This is a genomic window from Saprospiraceae bacterium (assembly GCA_026129545.1).
Classification (GTDB): Bacteria; Bacteroidota; Bacteroidia; order Chitinophagales; family Saprospiraceae; genus M3007.
Window position 1 is genome coordinate 1 of record JAHCHX010000009.1, and the last position, 1,075, is coordinate 1,075.

General features: G+C 52.7%; 1 protein-coding gene. It reads right to left on the minus strand.

The window, feature by feature from the left end:
• Positions 1–7: 7 nt before the first annotated feature.
• Positions 8–1,024, minus strand: coding sequence for an IS630 family transposase (locus tag KIS77_23335; GenBank protein MCW5925271.1), 1,017 nt, complete (start codon positions 1,022–1,024; stop codon positions 8–10).
• Positions 1,025–1,075 lie beyond the last annotated feature (51 nt).

Below are 1,075 nucleotides of genomic sequence, written 5' to 3' on the forward strand. Positions count from 1 at the left end.
TAAGCAGCTAGGCAAAAGTAATGCGGTATTTTGAGCCGATGCCCCTGATGACATCAAATAACGATTCAACCATCGTCTCGAAACTCTCATAGGCATCCAATGGTAGCCACTCGTACTTGATCTTGCGCCAGAGGATTTCAATCAAATTCAACTCCGGGGAATACTCCGGTAGGAACTTTAGGTAGAGACCTTCTTTCTGCCAGCCTTCGATCCGTTCTTCGAATTCTTCGCTCGTATGAATCGGAGCATTATCAATCACCACCAGCGCCGGGCGCTCCAAGCGCTCAGCAAACAGATCAAAGCAGCCCGTCACGACGTGGCTATCAATCGAGCCTTCGAAGGCAAAAGAATGAAACTCGTGATGCAAATTGAAAAAGCCGAGCACGTTTTGGCGCGCGCCGTGCGCCGAAGCCAACTCCAATCTCTCCCCCACCATTTGCCAGGCATAAGGAATGGACGGCTGCAGCGTGAACCCGGCCTCATCGAAATACCACAGATCGAACTCACTGCCGGGCAGCAGCGAATCGGCTCGCAGCCCTGCCAATTCGACCTGTGCCGCGCGAAACTCTTCTTCATCGCGGAAGCTGCGCGTGCTGCGGCGCATTCGCTTCCAAATGTAGTCTTGGCTGCGGAGAATTTTCTTGAGCGTGTCGCCGCTGATGACTTTGCCGATTTCGTCGGCAATGCTTTTCAAGCTTTGCTTGATCGAGCGCGGCTCTTGGCGAACGATCTCAATGGCTTCTTTTTTCTCTTCCGCGTCGAGCGCCGGAGGACGCCCCGAGCGCGGGTCATCATCAAGTCCTTCAAACTCGTACTGCTCCCACCAGTCGAGCCATTGGCTGACGCGATCGCGGTCGGTTTGATATATGTCGGCGATTTCGTTAATCGAATATCGGCGTTCACTCAACAAGATCGCATGCGCCCGCATTCTCTTTCGCTGAGGCCCGGAGGACTTCATGATCTCCGTTAGTTGTTGGCGTTGTTCAGAGGTCAACTTCTTCGCGAATTTTGTCGGTGTTTTCATAGCTCGAACAGTTTATCGCATATCACCGCGAAATTTATACCGGGCCGCTTA

Coding starts and splice junctions, on each gene's coding strand:
- KIS77_23335 (MCW5925271.1), bottom strand. CDS start 1,024: ATGAAAACACCGACAAAATTCGCGAAGAAGTTGACCTCTGAACAACGC.